Below are 15,437 nucleotides of genomic sequence, written 5' to 3'. Positions count from 1 at the left end.
CGGGATGGGACCGCGAAACGCATTTTATTTCAAAACGGTAAAGCCTTGCTTTTCGAAGAAGAGCGTAGCCTTGGCGGACTTCAGGAAATCGAGATAGGATTTTGCCGCCGGAGATTTTGCTTCCGAGAGAATGGCGACGGGGTAGATGATCGGCGGATGGCTGTCTTCCGGGAAGGTGCCGACGATCTTCACGCCCGGATCAGCGGCCGCATCGGTCTGGTAGACGATGCCATAGGGCGCTTCGCCGCGCGACACGAGCAGCAGCGCTGCGCGCACGCTTTCCGCGCCGGCGACTTTCTTTTCCACGGATGACCAGACGCCGAGCTTTTCCAGCGCAGCCTTGCCGTATTTACCCGCCGGAACGGAATCGACCGCGCCCATGGCCAGTCGGCCATCGCCCACCAGTCCGGCGAGATCGAAGTCCTTTTTGATATCGACCGGCTTGGCCTTGTCGGCCGGGGCGACGAGAACGATGCGGTTGCCAAGAAGACTGGAGCGGCTTTCGACGTTGACCAGCTTCTTTTCGGCAACATAATCCATCCAGGCGAGGTCGGCGGAAATGAAGATATCCGCCGGTGCACCCTGCTCGATCTGTTTGGCGAGTGAGGAGCTTGCGGCGTAGGACACGGTCGCTTCATTGCCGCTTTCCTTCGCCCATTCGGCATTGATCGCATCAAGTGCGTTTTTCATGCTCGCGGCAGCAAACACCGTGACTTTTTCGGCGGCATGGGCGGGAACCACCGCAAAGGATGCCGCCACCCAGAAGGATGTTGCTGCGGCGATGGTTTTGAAGAAGGTGCGGCGTAAGAGTCTCATGGTGTGTTCCCCCGGCTCGAGATATCCTGATGAATATATCGATAGGCCTATAGGGCAATCATTATATTTTCAAGAATATATCGATGCCGTTTAAAAAAGCCGCCACGACCGGCGGCTTTCGGCCTGTTGATCAGAAGCGTTCACCGGCGAAATGGGCAATCTGTGCGCCCGCCTCGTAATAGGCTTCCTTCACTGCCCGGAAGGCCTGCGCTTTTGGTTCGGTCAAGGGAAGAGGCAGGTCGTTTTCGGCGATATCACCCAGAATATGTTGCGCAATCACCTTGCCGAAGGCAGTACCGGGTGCGATGCCGCGGCCATTATAACCGGAAAAACCGACGACATTTTCCGCGAATTTATGGAAACGCGGCACGGCATTGTCCGTCATGCCGATCTGGCCGTACCATTCGCATTCGAATTCCGTCTCTCCCAGTTGCGGGAAAAGCCGCTTCAGCGATCGTTTGGCCCAGGCCCGGTGAATGGCGGCACCCGTGCTGCGCAAGGCGCCGACGCTGCCGAAGACCAGCCGACCCGCTTTGTCCATGCGGAACGAGGAGAGGATTTCCTTTGTATCCCAGCAACCTTCTCGGTTCGGCAGGATACTCTTTTGCAGATTGTCGCTAAGCGGTCTGGTCGCGAAGTTGAAGTAGGGCAGGTAGGTCTGTTCGTCGCGGACGATCTGCCACGGCCCGGTGCTGTATGCTTCGGTGGCGACCACGATCCAGTTGGCGGTCACCGATCCCTGCGGTGTTTTTACCACCCATTTTCCGCCGCTGCGTTCGGTCGCTACGACGGGGCTTGCGGTGTGCAGCCGTGCTCCTGCCTTTTGCGCGGTGGCAGCCAGACCACGAACATAGGCAAGCGGCTGAAGCGTGCCCGCGCGCGTATCGAAAAGTGCGCCGGAATAGGCGGTGCTGCCGGTGTGTCTTGCCGTTTCATCGGCATCGAGAAGGCGGACGGGAGCGCCTCTGGCTGCCCATTGTTCGCAGCGCTCGCGAATTTCGGCGAGCCCTTTTTCACCGACGGCGCAATGCAATGTGCCATTCTTTTCGATCTCGCAGGGAATCGCGTGTTTTTCCACCAATTCGCGCACCAGCAACGGCGCGTCACCCAGAAGGCTGAGAAGCCGTTCACCGTAGGTTTCGCCCAGCACGCCGGGCAACTCCCTCGGCATGACCCACATGCCGCCGTTGATGAGACCGACATTGCGGCCGGCGCCGCCGAAGCCTATTTCCCTGGCTTCGAGAAGAACGACATCCATGCCCTTTTCAGCAAGATGAAGGGCCGCGGATTGTCCGGTGAAGCCACCGCCGACAATCACCACATCGGCAACCGCCTCGCCTTGCAGTGCAGGCGTTGCGGGCGGCTGCGGCGCGGTCTTTTCCCAGAGGCCGTGCGAGCGGGGGTCATTATACATCGTTCCACCATCTTCCGGGCGAGTTCATTTGTTTTCCGTATGAGTGACAAGCCCTTGTTTATGAGACTTTACAAGCGGCCTCACCTGTTGAATATCGACATATCGTCAAGAGTTCATTCCGTGAGGGAATATGGTCCTGCCGCCTCGGCGCTTCTTACCGTCGCTTTCACTTCTTGCGGCCTTTGAAGCCGCCTCGCGCACCGGCAGCGTGACCGCGGCTGCGAGAGAACTCGGGCTTACTCAAGGTGCGGTCAGCCGGCAGATCCTCGCGCTTGAGGAGCAACTTGGCGTGGCGCTGTTTCTGCGCGAGCGGCAGACAATCCGGCTCACCCGGGCGGGGGAGGGTTATGCGCGGGAAATCCGGGAGGCCCTGCGGCGAATATCGACCGCGTCGCTCAATCTGCGCGCCAATCCGGATGGCGGCACGCTCAATCTCGGTGTTCTGCCAAGCTTTGGTACGCGCTGGCTGGTGCCGCGTCTTCCCGATTTCATCGCCCGACATCCGGGCGTTTCGGTCAATCTTCTTACGCGTTCGTCGCTGTTTGATTTCCGTACCGATACAGTCGATGCGGCGATACATTTCGGTTTGCCGCATTGGCCGGGTACCGAACTCGTTTTTCTGATGCATGAAACAGTCATTCCAGTGTGCAGTCCCGCTTTCAGGGAGCGCTACGGGCTTTCACAGCCGGGCGATCTGCTGCATGTGCCGCTGCTGCACATGACGACCCGGCCGGATGCCTGGGAACAATGGTTTCGCAGCCATGATGTGGTTTTCGACAATGTGCATGGCATGCTTTTTGATCAGTTCACGACGATTGCCGAGGCGGCGAGTGCCGGGGTCGGGGCATCGCTCATTCCGTCCTTCATGATCGGGGAGGAGTTGCGAAGCGGCCGGCTTGTCGCGGCGGTTACCGGCGAGGTGGAGAGCGAAGAGGCCTATTATCTCGCCTGCATGCCGGATCGCGCCGGTTACGCTCCGCTTGAAAGTTTTCGAAGCTGGATCGTTTCTCAGGCCGCGATCGGAGTTGGTAGCAGCGGATGAGACTTTTCTGCCTAAACCGGCAGGCGGTCTTGCAAGACCGGCGCGGCTAAGCCAATAGTGCGCCATGACGCATGGCGAAGAGCCACGCACCACAAGTTCCAATACGGGAGATGTCCGTGAAGCCCATTTTTGTCCAGCTTCAATGCGAGCCCGGCAAGACCTATGATGTCGCCGATGCCATCTACAAAACGGAGCTGGTTTCCGAGCTTTATTCCACCAGCGGCGAATATGATCTGATGCTGAAGATCTATCTTCCGCAGGAAGAGGATATCGGCAAGTTCATCAACCAGAACATCGTCAATATTCCAGGCATCGTCCGCTCGTTGACGACGCTGACCTTTACCGCGTTCTGACGCGCGTCTGGGCGGCGAGAGAGTCTTTTCAGCCCCAGGATCTGGGCTGGCTGGATTCCTGCGACAAGCGCAGAAACGAGGAGCGGTGGGAGTTCTAAGAGCGCGTGGCTTTTGCACTCTAATCCGGATTTGAAAAAGCTATTTCACCTTAGTGCAGGGCGTATTGATACACCCCGTCGTGGTTTATGACAGACCAGTGGACGAATTGTCAGGCAATAGAAAAGCGCGCCATCGACCCGGTATTCGGGATCCGATATTGGGCGCGCTTTGGTTTTGAAAGGTCCGTGAGCGGGTGATGGGTTTCCCGCATCAGGCCGCGGCCAGGTTCCGGCTGCGCACGAGATTGCGAATTGCAATCCGCACATCGTCGGCGCTGTCGAACTTCTGTTCGTCCAGGTCGTGGACGTGGAACTTCACCGCGATGAACTTCAGCCGGTCGTTGTCCGGTATGACGATGCCGACGGGTTCGCCAGCGAATTCAATAACTTGCTTTTGCATAGGTATACTCCCGCTGTGGCTCATTAACACAGCATGTCGTCGAACTGATTTTCAGAAAATTGAGACCGTCAGGTCACATTCGACAGCAGCGGGAACACGTGGATTTAAATCCAGCATTCCAGGACTCAAGACCAAGGATTGCGTTGATGCGAATATATTTTGACATGACACACTCCCTGTATTGGTGTTGATCCGGAATCAGGAGACTCGCTCTCCAGTTCCACACTGATAATCCAGACCACCATTAAAATCAATGCTGATTGTTATAGGTAGAATATTTTTCTTTATGATGACAGGAGGGGGGCGGAAATGTGAAATTTTTGTTTTCGTTCGACGCCGCTTTGAAAAGCCCGGCACGGCGGGCTTTTTATGCTTTTTTTAATCGTCGCCGGATGCAGGCGGTGGGTAAATATGATCGTTTCCGTTGAAGTCCGAGACGGAGTAGCAGCCATCGCGGGTTTTTTCGGCCGCATTCGGGCCGATCGTGGCCTTGCCGTGACCGCCCGGAATGTCGAGGACGTAGGTCGGCTGGCAAAGACCGGAGACATGCCCGCGCAAGGCGGAAACGATTCGCTGACCTTCTTCTATCGTCAGCCGGAAATGGCTGGTGCCGGGCGCTAGGTCGGGGTGGTGCAGGTAGTAAGGCTTGATACGGTTCTCGACAAAGGCGCGCATCAGTTCGGCGAGAATTGCCGAATCATCGTTGATGCCCTTCAAAAGCACGGTCTGGCTGACCATGGCGATGCCGGCATCGATCAGCCGCGCGCAAGCACTTCTGGCTGCTTGCCCAAGTTCGCGTGCGTGGTTGGCGTGCAGGGCCACATAGGTGGTTTTGCCGCTGGCCTTCAATGCCTCGATCAGCGGCCCGTCGATTCGTTCGGGATCGACGACCGGTACACGGGTGTGGAAGCGAACGATCTTGACGTGCGGTACGTCTTTCAGCCGCGTCATCAGGTCGGACAATCGCCGCGCCGAGAGTACCAGCGGATCGCCGCCGGTGAGGATGACCTCCCAGATGGCCGGGTTGGCTTTTATATAGTCGAATGCGGCGTCCAGCTCTTCCGGGCTCATCATGCCGTTGCCCTGCGGCCCGACCATTTCGCGGCGGAAACAGAAACGGCAATAGACGGGGCAGACATGCACCGCCTTCAAGAGCAGCCGGTCCGGGTAACGGTGGACGATGCCATGGACGGGGCTATGTGCACCGTCGCCGATCGGATCGTCCCGTTCTTCGGGAAGGTGGACGAGTTCGGCTAGGTCCGGCACGAATTGCCGCGCGATGGGGTCCTGCGGATCGCGGCTGTCCATCAGATCGGCCATTGTCGATGTGATGGCTAACGCGTAACGCTGCGTCACCGCGCGCACGTCCTCGAGCGCCTCGGTCTTGATCAACCCCGCCTCAACAAGTGCTTCGGGTGTCTTGATGGTTTCAAGCCTTGTCATCGTCCGTATTCCGCGACGGGTGCCCACATGACCAGATCGATTCGGGGCGCGCCGGTTGCCAGCATCACCAGTCGGTCGAAACCGAGTGCTATGCCGCTTGCCGGCGGCATGATCGCCAGCGCCGCCAGAAAATCCTCGTCCAAAGGATAGGTCTCGCCGTAAACCCGCTGCTTCTCAACCATCTCCATTTCGAAACGCCGTCTCTGCTCAGCAGCGTGTGTCAATTCGCCAAAGGCATTGGCAAGTTCCACGCCACACGCATAAAGCTCGAACCGTTCCGCCACCCGCGCATCCCCAGGCGATTTGCGGGCAAGCGCAGCCTCGCTTGTGGGATATTCATCGAGAATGGTGGCGCGGCCGAAGCCCAGTTCTGGTTCCACCCGCTCCACGATAACGCGGCTGAACATATCCGCCCAGGTGTCGTCCCTAGCCACACGAATTCCGGCATTGGTGAGGCTTGCGGCGAGGTGCTGGCTATCCGTCTCGCCGTTTCGGTCAATCGTCGCCAGAAGATCAATTCCCGCATAGCGATCGAAGGCTTCCGCGACGCTCAGACGTTCCGGTTCGAGGAACGGATCGACGCTGCGGCCACGATAGGTGAAATTGTTTGTTTTGGCGGTTTCTGCCGCCAGCGCCAGAAGATTGGCGCTGTCCTTCATCAGGATCTCGTAGGTTTCTCCGACCCTATACCATTCCAGCATCGTGAATTCTGGGTGGTGCAGGGGGCCTCTTTCCCGGTTTCGATAAACATGGGCGAAACAGAAAATGCGTTCTTCACCGGCCGCGAGCAATTTCTTGCAGGCGAATTCGGGCGAGGTGTGGAGATAGAGCGGAGCGGCGTCGCCGGCTGGCGTCAGTCCCTGGGTGGCGAAGGCATGCAGATGTGCCTCGTTGCCGGGAGAAATCTGCAATGTGGCGGTGTCGACCTCTAGAAAGTCCGCGCGCGCGAAATAGCTGCGAAATTCCGACTGGATCGCGTTGCGTCCAAGCAGAAAGGCGCGGCGGTCGGCATGGACGTCGGGCGTCCACCAGGGCGACATTGTCTCGTTGCTTGAGCCCATCTCTTTTTTCTTTTCCGTCTTACCTGCTGGCCTTGTTACGGATAAACGGCCCGCAAAACGCCTGATCGCATCATTTAAAGCAATTCCGGGCGGAAAACCGCTAGGCACTCTTCCGCGAATTGCTGTAGAAGGCTGGCAATTCGCGCGGATTTAAGGTAGTTGCGCCCCAGAAAAAAGACAAAACGTCTGCCGGGCCGGTGCTATCGCGCAGTCCTTTACGACGCATTTCATCGAGTTACAAGGAAGTCATATGGTCAAGGTTATCGCCTCATCCGTCCGCAAGGGCAATGTTCTCGACGTGGACGGCAAGCTCTACGTTGTTCTCACCGCGCAGAACTTTCACCCGGGCAAGGGCACGCCGGTCACGCAGGTTGACATGCGCCGCATCGTTGACGGCGTGAAGGTCTCCGAGCGCTGGCGCACGACCGAACAGGTTGAGCGTGCTTTCGTCGAAGACCTGAACTTCCAGTTCCTTTATGAAGACGGCGAAGGCTTCCACTTCATGAACCCGGCAAACTACGATCAGGTCGTTGTCGATGTTGAGACGATGGGCGACCAGAAGGCCTATCTGCAGGAAGGCATGACCTGCGTTCTTTCCATTCACGAAGGCAATCCGCTGGCTGTCGAACTGCCGCGCCACGTCACGCTTGAAATCGTCGAAACGGAACCGGTTGTGAAGGGCCAGACGGCTTCTTCTTCCTACAAGCCGGCAATTCTTTCCAACGGCATCCGCACCATGGTGCCGCCGCACATCGACGCCGGTATCCGCGTGGTCATCGCGACGGAAGACAATTCCTACGTCGAGCGCGCCAAGAACTGAGCCTGACGGCAGGTTAAACAAAAAGCACCGGGCGACCGGTGCTTTTTTGTGTCTGGAATACAAAAAAGCCCGCGTCTCGACGCGGGCTTTTCATTTGCCTTGAGGCGTTTCTTACATGCCCTTTGCAGCGGCCACGGTTGGGCCGGCGGACTTCTTCGGGACAGGCTGGCCAACGGCATAACCGCCACCGAGAGCCACGTTGAGCGAGACATAATCCTGCGCGGTCGTCTGGATCGCCGTTGCAAGGTTTGCCTGCGCATCGGAGACCGACCGCTGGGCATCCAGAACGTCGAGCAGAGACGACGCACCGTCACGATAGCTGGCTGTCGAGAGCTGCAGCGCTTCCTGGTAGGATGAGACAGTCTTTCTCAGCGCGTCGACGGTACGCTGGTCGCGATTGATGGCGGCCAAGGCGTTTTCGACTTCTTCAACCGCGTTGAGAACGGTTGCCTTCCAGACGAGATATTGCTCGCGTGCTTGCGAGTTCGCGATGTCGACATTGGCGCGCAGTCTGCCACCATCGAGGATCGGGAGAGTGAGGCTCGGACCGAAGGACCAGCTATTGGCCGTTCCCCTGCCGCCGCCACTCAGGAAATTGTAGCTCGGGGTGATCGCGCCACCAAGCTCGATGCTTGGATAAAGCTGTGCCTCGGTTACACCGATCGTGGCGACCGCAGCGGCGAGATTGCGTTCAGCGACGCGGATGTCCGGACGGTTGCGGATCAGGTCGGCCGGGATGCCGGTGCGGGGAACAGCGCGCGCAACAGGCTGGCGTGCGCCCTTCTGCAGCTCGGTGATGAGCGACGAGGCCGGCATGCCGAGCAGGGTCGCGATGCGGTGGGCTGACTTGCGGAAGCTGGTTTCGAGACCGGGTATCTGCGACAGCGTTGAATTGACCAGACCTTCGGACTGGACGACATCGAGACGCGAGGCCGCACCCGCTTCGAGCTGCAGCTTCGTCAGATCGAGCGTTTCGCGGCGTGAACTCAGGTTCTGGCGGGCAATCGCCAGGCGCTCCTGATAATAGCGCACGTCGATATAGGCCGCGGCGACTGAGGAAATCAGCGTCAGGCGCTGAACGTCGACGGTGGAGTACGCGGCGTCAAGCGAAGCATCGGCGCTTTCCGTTGCCCGGCGATAGCGACCGAAAAGGTCGAGGAACCAGGAAATGCTAAGGCTGCCGTTTGATACGTTGGTGACGGGAACGTCACGGTAGCTGCCCTTGGTCTCGCTGGTCGTGTGGCTGCCACTGCCAGTCAGGCTCGGCAGGCCGCCGGCGCCGTCCACGATCACCTGGGCCTGCGCCTGATTGATGCGCTCGATTGCCTGCATCACGGTGAGGTTCTGCGCAAGGCCAGTGGAGACGTAACCGTTCAGGCGGTTGTCGTTAAAGGCCGTCCACCATGCAACGCTGCTGATGTCGCCATTACTGGTTTTTCCGGCTTCCGCGAACTTTCCCGGCAATTGAATTTCCGGCGTCTTGTGGTCGGGTCCGACAACGCAGCCCGAAAGCAGTAGCATTGTCAGGGGAATAGTAGCGCGAATAGACAGCATATAATTTTCCCAATTCTCTGGTTGGCTTACCAAGCGCGGCTTGCTGACAAATGGGCTGCGCGGTCGATATGCCCTAGAAACGTGCGTTTGCCAAATCGGCCATATTTCTAGCAGCGTATTAACGGTTGGCACAGCCCATTTTTGTTTTGTTAACGCCTTGAAAGGCGACGAATGATGACGAAAAAGGACGGAACGAAGAAAATTCCGAGCAGTGTTGCAGAAAGCATACCACCCAGCACCCCGATACCGATTGCATTTTGCGCAGCGGAACCCGCTCCGGTTGCGATCGCGAGAGGCACGACGCCGAGGATGAAGGCGAGCGACGTCATGATGATCGGGCGCAGGCGCAGCTTCGCCGCCTCGAGTGCCGCCTCCACCAGACTTAACCCGTGCTCCTGCCTCTCCTTGGCGAATTCAACGATCAGGATCGCGTTTTTCGCGGCAAGGCCGATGGTCGTCAGCAGGCCCACCTTGAAGTAGACGTCGTTCGTCTGGCCGAAGAAATGGGCCGCAGTCAAAGCGCCGAGGACACCCACCGGGACAGCCAGAATGACCGAGAACGGGATCGACCAGCTTTCATAAAGGGCAGCCAGGCAAAGGAACACGATGAGAACCGACAGCGCGTACAGCATGGGCGCCTGCGAGCCGGAAAGGCGTTCCTGATAGGAGATGCCCTGCCATGCCACGGTGTAGCCGCCTGGCATGCTTGCCGTCAGACGTTCCATCTCGTCCATGGCTTCGCCGGAAGCAATGCCCGCGCCGGCGGTGCCTTCAAGCGAGATCGCGCCCGTACCGTTGTAGCGTGCCAGTGACGGCGGCGCGTTGATCCACTTCACCTCGCTGAAGGAGGAGAAAGGTACCATTTCGCCGCTGGTGTTGCGGGCATACCAGAACTTCAGGTCGTCCGGCTGCATGCGATAGGGTGCATCGCCCTGAACATAGACCGGCTTGAGCTCACCGTTCAGGGTGAAGTCGTTGACATCCCGGCCGGCAAAGATCGTCGACAGCATCAGGTTCACGGACGAAAGATCGACGCCCATGGCCCCCATCTTTTCCTGATCGAGAATGATCTTCATCTGCGTTTCGTTGTCCTGGCTGTCGCTTCGCAGAGAGCTGATCTTTGGATTGCTTGTTGCAAGCGCAATCAGGTCCTTGGAGGTTGCGGTCAGAGCGTCGGTGCCGTTGCGGCCGCTATCCACGAGATACATGGAGAAACCGCTCGACGTGCCCATGCCCTGAATTGCCGGCGGCAAAAGCGGGAATACCTGTGCATCGCGGAAGCCGAAGAACGTACCCATTGCCCGCTGCACAATGGCGGCGGCGTGTTGATCGGGTGCGGTTCGCTCGGAAAAGTCCTTGAGCTTGGTGAAGACGATCGCGTTGTTCTGACCCGAACCGCTGAAGCTGAATCCAAGCACGCCGAAAACCGATTCGACATTGGCTGCTTCTTTTTCACGGAAGTAGCTCTCGACCTGTTTTACCACCTCGTTGGTGCGTTCGATGTTCGAACCGGTCGGTGTCTGGATGATCGTCAGCAGCACGCCCTGATCTTCCTGTGGGAGGAAGGAGCTTGGCAGTTTGGTGAAGAACCAGGCGCAGCCGCCGACGATGATCAGGAAAAGAATCGTCACGCGCAGTGGCCGTTTCAGCAGATAGCCGATCGACGAAACATAGCCGTCCGTCGTCTTGCCGAAGCCGCGGTTGAACCAGGCACCCGGTCCACGCTGCTTTTTGGTATGGTCGATGGGCTTCAGCATTGTTGCGCACAGCGCCGGCGTCAGAACGATGGCGACCACCGCCGAAAGCAGCATGGCCGAAACGATCGTGATCGAGAACTGGCGATAGATGATACCAGTCGATCCGCCAAAGAAGGCCATGGGAATAAACACGGCGGTCAGGACGAGCGCGATGCCGATGATGGCGCCGGTTATCTCGCCCATCGATTTTTCCGTCGCCTCGACCGGCGACAGGCCCTCTTCCGACATGATGCGCTCGACGTTTTCAACAACGACGATGGCGTCATCCACGAGAAGGCCGATCGCTAGAACCATGGCAAACATGGTCAGCGTGTTGATGGAATATCCGGTGACTGCGAGGATGCCGAACGTGCCGAGGAGCACGACGGGCACGGCGATCATCGGAATGAAGGTGGCGCGCAGGTTTTGCAGGAAGACCAGCAGCACGACGAAGACGAGGATGATCGCCTCGATCAGCGTATGCACCACTTTCTCGATCGACAGCTTCACGAAGGGTGTCGTGTCGTAGGGATATTCGATCGAGACGCCTGCAGGCAGCGAGCCCTCAACGGCGGTAAGTGCGGACTTGACACGTGCTGCAGTATCGAGCGCGTTGGCGCCCGTGGCGAGGTTGACCGCGAAACCGGCGGAAGGACGGCCGTTCGAGCGGGAATCACCGCCATAGGTTTCCTGGCCGATTTCGATGCGGGCCACGTCGCTCAGGCGAACGGTTGCGCCGTCCTTCTCAACCTTCAATATGACCGATTCGAAATCGGCGACGGTGGTGAGCTGGCTCTGCGCCGTCACCGTCACATTGAGCTGCTGGCCCTGGACGGCGGGAACGGCACCGAGGGAGCCGACCGAAACCTGGGTGTTCTGGCTTTCGATGGCGCCGGTGACGTCAGCCGTGGTCAGCTGGTATTTGTTGAGCTTGAACGGGTCGAGCCAGATGCGCATCGCATATTCGGAACCGAAGACGTTGATGCTGCCCACGCCTTCAAGGCGCTTGATCTGGTCTTCAACGCGCGAGGAGAACACGTCGCCGAGATCGGCCGAATTGCGCTTGCCGTCCGTCGATATCAGCGCACCCACCATCAGAATGCTCGATGTGGAGCGGCTGACCTGAATACCGCGCTGCTGCACGGTGTCGGGCAATTGCGACTGCACGAGCTGCAGCTTGTTCTGCACCTGAACCTGCGCGATGTCAGGCAGGATGCTGTTGCCGAAGGTCAGCGTCACTTCGGCGCTGCCTGTCGAGGAAGACGAGGTCATATAGGTGAGGTCGTCGAGGCCGGTCATGCCGTCCTCAATGATGGTCGTCACCGATTTTTCGACCGTCTCCGCGCTAGCGCCGTTATAGGTTGCGCTGACGCGGACCGTCGTTGGGGCAATATCGGGATATTGCGAGATGGAGAGCGTCACAATTGCCAGAGCGCCGCCCAGCATGATGACGATGGCGATAACCCATGCAAAAACGGGGCGCCTGATAAAGAAATGGGCCATGGCAGTCCTGCCTTACCTTTTACGAGCTTCGACCGAGGGTTTCGTGCTCATGTTTATTTCGAGGGGGCGGCGGCAGGCGGAGCTTGCTGCGGCAGAACGACGATACCGCGATCGTCGATGGTCACTTCCACGGGCGCGACCGTCGCGCCGTCGGCAATCCACTGGAAGCCGTCAACGATGAGTTTGTCGCCATCCTTGACATTTTCCGTCACCAGCCAGGCATTGCCCGACTGCTGGCTGGACGGGAAGGTGCGCGTTTCCACCTTGTTTTCCGCGGTGACAAATTTTGCGGTCAGTTCGCCATTGGCGTTCCGGCTCGCTGCGCGCTGCGGGATGCGGAAACCCGTTTCCTTACCGATGGTCAGCGTTGCGCGAACATAGGTGCCGGGAAGCAGAAGATCGTCCGGGTTATCGAAGAGAGCACGGATGGAGAAGGTGCCCGTGGTTTCGCTCACCGCCATGTCCGACATGTCGATCTTGCCGTCATGCTTGTATTCGGTGCCGTCTTCCAGCGTCAGGTGAATGCCGGTTTCCTTGGTATCGCCGCCGAGCTGGCCCGACGAGATCGCCTTTTTCAGACGCAGAAGATTGATGCTGGATTCCATCAGATCGATGTAGATCGGATCGATGCGGCGCAGCGTCGTCAAAGCCGTCGTCTGGTTTGCCGTCACCACGTTCCCGATGCTGAAAGCGGTAGCGCTGGTGATGCCATCGAAAGGCGCGCGGACCTTGGTGAGATCGAGATTGATCTCAGCCGTTTCCAGCGCAGCCTTGGTCTGGGCCACGTCGGCTTCGGCCTGAAGCAGCGTCACCTTGGCGTTTTCATATTCGATCTGCGTTGCGCCGCTGTTGACCAGCCGCTCGTAGCGGGCAAGATTCGCCTGGGCGCTCGGAACGCTTGCTTCGGCTTTCGCCACGCTTGCCTTGGCCTGTGCCACTTCTGCCAGATAGGTGTTGTCTTCAATCTGGTAGAGAATGTCACCCTGCTTGACCTCGCTGCCTTCCTTGAAGGGAATGTCGCGGATGATGCCAGTGACGCGCGGGCGGATTTCCGCCGTCTGGAACGCGCTTGCGCGGCCGGGAAGAACGGTGGTCAGGGGATATTCGCTCGTCTTCATCACAATGATGCTGACCGGAGACGGGGGACGCGCGGCGCCCTGGCCGGCGGTCTGGCTGCTTTCGCCGCCATCGCTGCATCCCGCGAGAACTGCGGTCATGCACAGAGAAGCAAATAGGGGTAAAATACGTCGGCTCATTGTTCTTCCCTGCGTATCGGTCGCATTCAACTATAAGCGCAGTGTCGCTCGGCGGATGCTGGTCCGGGTGCAGGGACGATGGGTAAAGGCCCTATGGGGACCTTCTTCGTTCAATCTGCTCGGACCGCCATTCGCATAGAAGCGCAGGCTTTCACGCTTCGCAAGCAATTGCGAGAAGGTGACGTAAGTTGAGAATCGTCACTTAGCAAGCGGATTGCGCAATCCTGCCTCGATTAAATCAACCAGTTGATCGCAACGTGTTGCTAAATTGCCGATATCTTCCCGTGCGATGAGGACGGGATGGATGACGCTCGCGAGTGCGTGGAGAACGGTTTCCGCCAGAGGCGGGATGTCGGCGGGGGCGTAAATTCCCTTATCTACGCCATCGCGAATAATGTCGGCCACCAGGTTTGCTATGACGGATTTGTAATAGTCACCGCACTTCATGTCCTGCTTGGCCGTCATCAGGATCATTTCAAATATATAGGGATTGTCGTTGAGGTTCTGATGGTGTTGTTCCATCAGGGTGCGGGCGAGATGGCGCAGCCTTGAAACTGGTGCATGACTTTTATCGAGCGGGTGGATTTCCCGCTCGAATGCACCGATCTGCTCAAACCCGATGGCATCGACGAGCGCATTCTTCGAATTGAAGTTCTTGAAGACGTTCGCGGGCGACATGCCGAGTGCTGCGGCGATATCGGCAATCGCCACTGCATTGAACCCGCGCTCGCGAAAAAGTTCTTCGGCTTTGGCAAGAATGTCCCGCCGCGTCTCTTCGGCGGAACGGCGAGGCCGGCGCTTGACAGGAACGTCGTTCCTCCTGTCACCCTTTCTCGCCTGTTCGATCGTTTTGCTCAAGGTCAGACTCCGGGGAAAAATTGCTCCAGGTTCCGGCGTACTCTTGCCAGCGGCGTCTCACCGCTATCGTCGGGAACGAAGCTTTGTCCGGTGATGCGTTCGTATGCATCAATATATACTCTTGACGTCTGCAATACGAGTTCCTGCGGAATTTCCGGAACGTCGTCCTTATAGGGATCGCAGCGTTCGGCAACCCAGGCTCTCACGAAATCCTTGTCGAAGCTTGCCGGCCGTGCGCCGTTGCGGAAGCTCTCTTCATAGGTTTCAGCCATCCAGTAGCGGCTGCTGTCAGGCGTGTGGATTTCGTCGGCCAGAATGATCGTGCCGTTTTCATCGGTGCCGAATTCGTATTTCGTATCGACGAGGATGAGGCCCTGCTTTGCGGCAATCTCCTGTCCGCGCTTGAACAGTGCGAGCGCGTAATGGGAAAGCGTGTCCCATTGCTCCTGCGTCAGAAGTTTCTTCTCCACGATCTCGGCCGGCGTCAACGGCTCGTCGTGACCACCATCGAAGGCCTTGCTCGTCGGCGTGATCACCGGCTCGGGCAAGATCTGGTTGTCCTTCATCCCGTCCGGCAGGCTCATGCCGTACATCTGTCTCTGGCCCTTCTTATAAAGGGTCAGGATAGATGTGCCGGTGGTGCCGGCCAGATAACCGCGAACCACCACTTCGACCGGCAATATTTCAAGCCTCTTGCCGATGACGACATTCGGATCGGGATAGCTGACCACGTGGTTGGGGCAGATATCCTTCGTCTGCTCGAACCAGTAGCGTGCCGTCTGGGTCAATACCTGCCCCTTATAAGGAACACAGGTGAGGATGCGGTCGAATGCGCTGAGGCGATCGGTTGATATGATAATGCGGTTGCCGTCGGGCAGATCGTAATTTTCACGCACCTTGCCACGGTAGTAATTCGGCAGCTCGGGAATGACGGCTTCATCGAGAATGCGCACGGGCTCTCCAATTCTTAAGGCTATAAGGGGCGTCGGACGCCCCAGTCTGGCTGAAACTCTTATCCGTTCCTATTGCATGTTTCCCGAAACAGAACCAGTCGGCACATACAGGAGGCTCCTCTTGCCCTCC

13 protein-coding genes are annotated in these 15,437 nt (G+C 58.3%); 3 read left to right on the top strand and 10 right to left on the bottom strand.

The genetic code is table 11. The features are described from left to right. Window positions 1-24 precede the first annotated feature (24 nt). Both modA and AC5SEO_RS16725 read right to left on the bottom strand, forming a co-directional pair. A complete protein-coding gene (gene modA, locus AC5SEO_RS16730; RefSeq protein WP_174068643.1) occupies window positions 25-816 on the bottom strand; it encodes a molybdate ABC transporter substrate-binding protein in 792 nt (263 codons plus the stop codon). Between the two features lie 130 nt (window positions 817-946). Next, window positions 947-2,230, bottom strand: coding sequence for an NAD(P)/FAD-dependent oxidoreductase (locus AC5SEO_RS16725; protein WP_174068642.1), 1,284 nt, complete (start codon window positions 2,228-2,230; stop codon window positions 947-949). Between the two features lie 130 nt (window positions 2,231-2,360). Here AC5SEO_RS16725 and AC5SEO_RS16720 point away from each other — a divergent pair, with 130 nt between their 5' ends. Continuing rightward, window positions 2,361-3,272, top strand: coding sequence for a LysR family transcriptional regulator (locus tag AC5SEO_RS16720; protein WP_112290030.1), 912 nt, complete (start codon window positions 2,361-2,363; stop codon window positions 3,270-3,272). 116 nt (window positions 3,273-3,388) lie between these two features. Continuing rightward, window positions 3,389-3,625, top strand: coding sequence for an Lrp/AsnC ligand binding domain-containing protein (locus AC5SEO_RS16715; RefSeq protein WP_003516842.1), 237 nt, complete (start codon window positions 3,389-3,391; stop codon window positions 3,623-3,625). Window positions 3,626-3,934: 309 nt separating this feature from the next. On the opposite strand, the gene AC5SEO_RS16710 is transcribed toward AC5SEO_RS16715, so the two are convergent. The 3 genes from AC5SEO_RS16710 to epmA all read right to left on the bottom strand — a co-directional run bounded on the left by AC5SEO_RS16710 (window position 3,935) and on the right by epmA (window position 6,627). After that, window positions 3,935-4,123: a hypothetical protein gene (locus tag AC5SEO_RS16710; protein WP_003516843.1), complete on the bottom strand. Its 189-nt coding sequence runs from the start codon at window positions 4,121-4,123 to the stop codon at window positions 3,935-3,937. A gap of 378 nt (window positions 4,124-4,501) precedes the next feature. Next, window positions 4,502-5,566, bottom strand: a complete 1,065-nt coding sequence (locus AC5SEO_RS16705; protein ID WP_174068641.1) for a lysine-2,3-aminomutase-like protein — start codon at window positions 5,564-5,566, stop codon at window positions 4,502-4,504. Beyond that, complete coding sequence (gene epmA, locus AC5SEO_RS16700; protein WP_174068640.1) at window positions 5,563-6,627, bottom strand: EF-P lysine aminoacylase EpmA; 1,065 nt, start codon at window positions 6,625-6,627, stop codon at window positions 5,563-5,565. Before epmA ends, AC5SEO_RS16705 begins: the two co-directional genes overlap by 4 nt. A 250-nt stretch (window positions 6,628-6,877) precedes the next feature. On the opposite strand from epmA, the gene efp reads away from it, so the two are divergent. Then, complete coding sequence (gene efp / locus AC5SEO_RS16695) at window positions 6,878-7,447, top strand: elongation factor P (RefSeq protein ID WP_003516849.1); 570 nt, start codon at window positions 6,878-6,880, stop codon at window positions 7,445-7,447. A 111-nt stretch (window positions 7,448-7,558) separates the two neighbouring features. Here the strand turns inward: efp and AC5SEO_RS16690 are convergent, their stop codons facing one another. The 5 genes from AC5SEO_RS16690 to AC5SEO_RS16670 form a co-directional block, all read right to left on the bottom strand. Beyond that, entirely contained in the window at window positions 7,559-9,001 is a 1,443-nt protein-coding gene (locus AC5SEO_RS16690) for an efflux transporter outer membrane subunit (RefSeq protein ID WP_174060501.1), read from the bottom strand. A gap of 149 nt (window positions 9,002-9,150) precedes the next feature. Continuing rightward, the gene (locus AC5SEO_RS16685) at window positions 9,151-12,240 is read right to left on the bottom strand and encodes an efflux RND transporter permease subunit (RefSeq protein WP_174068639.1); all 3,090 of its coding nucleotides are present in this window, start codon (window positions 12,238-12,240) and stop codon (window positions 9,151-9,153) included. Between the two features lie 53 nt (window positions 12,241-12,293). Continuing rightward, window positions 12,294-13,496, bottom strand: coding sequence for an efflux RND transporter periplasmic adaptor subunit (locus AC5SEO_RS16680; protein WP_003516855.1), 1,203 nt, complete (start codon window positions 13,494-13,496; stop codon window positions 12,294-12,296). Window positions 13,497-13,694: 198 nt separating this feature from the next. Next, entirely contained in the window at window positions 13,695-14,354 is a 660-nt protein-coding gene (locus AC5SEO_RS16675; RefSeq protein ID WP_019566104.1) for a TetR/AcrR family transcriptional regulator, read from the bottom strand. A 2-nt stretch (window positions 14,355-14,356) separates the two neighbouring features. Then, window positions 14,357-15,307 carry a phosphoribosylaminoimidazolesuccinocarboxamide synthase gene (locus tag AC5SEO_RS16670; RefSeq protein ID WP_174060499.1) on the bottom strand — a complete coding sequence of 317 codons (951 nt, stop codon included), beginning with the start codon at window positions 15,305-15,307 and terminating at the stop codon, window positions 14,357-14,359. Window positions 15,308-15,437: the final 130 nt, after the last annotated feature.

This window comes from Agrobacterium sp. K11, from assembly GCF_059429395.1.
The sequence above is the reverse complement of the archived record's forward strand: the minus strand, read 5'-3'. Positions and strand labels throughout refer to the sequence as shown.

What these genes read in the sequence shown, in the direction of transcription:
- modA (WP_174068643.1), bottom strand. Translation starts at nt 816, where the DNA reads ATGAGACTCTTACGCCGCACCTTCTTCAAAACCATCGCCGCAGCAACA.
- AC5SEO_RS16725 (WP_174068642.1), bottom strand. Translation starts at nt 2,230, where the DNA reads ATGTATAATGACCCCCGCTCGCACGGCCTCTGGGAAAAGACCGCGCCG.
- AC5SEO_RS16720 (WP_112290030.1), top strand. Translation starts at nt 2,361, where the DNA reads ATGGTCCTGCCGCCTCGGCGCTTCTTACCGTCGCTTTCACTTCTTGCG.
- AC5SEO_RS16710 (WP_003516843.1), bottom strand. Translation starts at nt 4,123, where the DNA reads ATGCAAAAGCAAGTTATTGAATTCGCTGGCGAACCCGTCGGCATCGTC.
- AC5SEO_RS16705 (WP_174068641.1), bottom strand. Translation starts at nt 5,566, where the DNA reads ATGACAAGGCTTGAAACCATCAAGACACCCGAAGCACTTGTTGAGGCG.
- epmA (WP_174068640.1), bottom strand. Translation starts at nt 6,627, where the DNA reads ATGGGCTCAAGCAACGAGACAATGTCGCCCTGGTGGACGCCCGACGTC.
- efp (WP_003516849.1), top strand. Translation starts at nt 6,878, where the DNA reads ATGGTCAAGGTTATCGCCTCATCCGTCCGCAAGGGCAATGTTCTCGAC.
- AC5SEO_RS16690 (WP_174060501.1), bottom strand. Translation starts at nt 9,001, where the DNA reads ATGCTGTCTATTCGCGCTACTATTCCCCTGACAATGCTACTGCTTTCG.
- AC5SEO_RS16685 (WP_174068639.1), bottom strand. Translation starts at nt 12,240, where the DNA reads ATGGCCCATTTCTTTATCAGGCGCCCCGTTTTTGCATGGGTTATCGCC.
- AC5SEO_RS16680 (WP_003516855.1), bottom strand. Translation starts at nt 13,496, where the DNA reads ATGAGCCGACGTATTTTACCCCTATTTGCTTCTCTGTGCATGACCGCA.